This is a genomic window from Actinomyces sp. HMSC08A09 (genome assembly GCF_001807465.1).
GTDB lineage: Bacteria > Actinomycetota > Actinomycetes > Actinomycetales > Actinomycetaceae > Actinomyces > Actinomyces oris.
Map to the genome: position 1 here is coordinate 1 of NZ_KV789115.1, position 1,181 is coordinate 1,181.

Annotated in this window: 1 protein-coding gene; it reads right to left on the reverse strand. The window is 62.3% G+C overall.

What is annotated here, in order from left to right; translation table 11 throughout:
* Positions 1 to 395 precede the first annotated feature (395 nt).
* The coding region (locus tag HMPREF3165_RS05395) for a serine hydrolase domain-containing protein (RefSeq protein ID WP_141745016.1) at positions 396 to 1,181 on the reverse strand (786 nt) is incomplete at its 5' end.

A 1,181-nucleotide genomic window follows, 5' to 3' on the forward strand; every position in this document is an offset into this window, starting at 1 on the left:
AGGCACCGCCAGCACCCGCCACACCACCGACCCACGACGATGGCCGGGCCGGGCGCCGGCAGCCTCCAGGGCCTCAGGGTTCTCGGGCGTGGTGACATCGGAACGGATAGGACTGAACTTCTCTGCTTTACCCATGCCTCCAGTGTCACGAGCCCGCAGGCCGACCACCCCCACCTACAGCACAGCACCCACTGTCCATATGGACAGTCCAACTTGGAACGCCTTCACTCGACACAGCCCCGATCGAGAACTGGCCAACAAACACGGCGCCACCGCGGCTCGTGGGAGCCTCGGTGGCGACTGCACCCGGACGACGGAATCGGGCACGTGGCTGGGCACACTCTGAGTCAAGCACACACGCAACCGTGAAGTGCCCGAGTCCGTTTCCGAACCCATCACTTGTGGCACAGGGAGATATCGACGGCTTCAGCGATCTTGCCGGCCTTCTCCTTGGCGGAGTTCTCCAAGTTGCTCTGGTCCGCGATGGCTGTAGGCAGGGCGGTCACGGCGACGGTGACGGCGGTGCCGTCAGGTCCGACTCCACCTCTCGTGTGATAGCCCGCGATGTCACCTCCGTGGCCCCAGGCAGTACCCCCACAGGACAGCGGAGTACCGATGAGGCCCAGCCCGTAGACTCGTCCTCCTGATCCGATATCGACGCCTTTCTTCATCTCCTGGATGCTGGCCTGGGTCAGCAGCCTGCCGTCGAAGACGGCCTGGAAGAAGGTGTTGAGCTCGCTCGGGGTCGAGACCATCGCACCAGCCGCCCACCCCCAAGTCGGATCCATCTCGGTAATATCCTCCAACTTGCCCTCACCGTTGAGGTGGTACCCCCGAGGATGGGTGCCACGAATCTTCTCCTCCCCCGGAGCCGGGAAGTAGGTGTGGGACAGCCCCAGCTTCTTGACGATGCGCTGGTCGATCTGCTCCCCCACCGGCCGCTGAGACACCCGCTCAACAAGCATCCCCAGCACGATGTAGTTCGTATTGGTGTACTTCCACTGCGTACCCGGCTCAAACTGCGCCGGCTTGCTCAGAGCACTGTCAAGGACATCTCTCGGGGTGACATAGTGGTATCGGTATTGAAAGACATCTGTCGTACCGAAAAGTGTCTCGTCGAAGTCAGGTAGGCCGCTGGTGTGCTGCAGGAGCTGACGCACCGTGATCTTCGATCCGTCAAT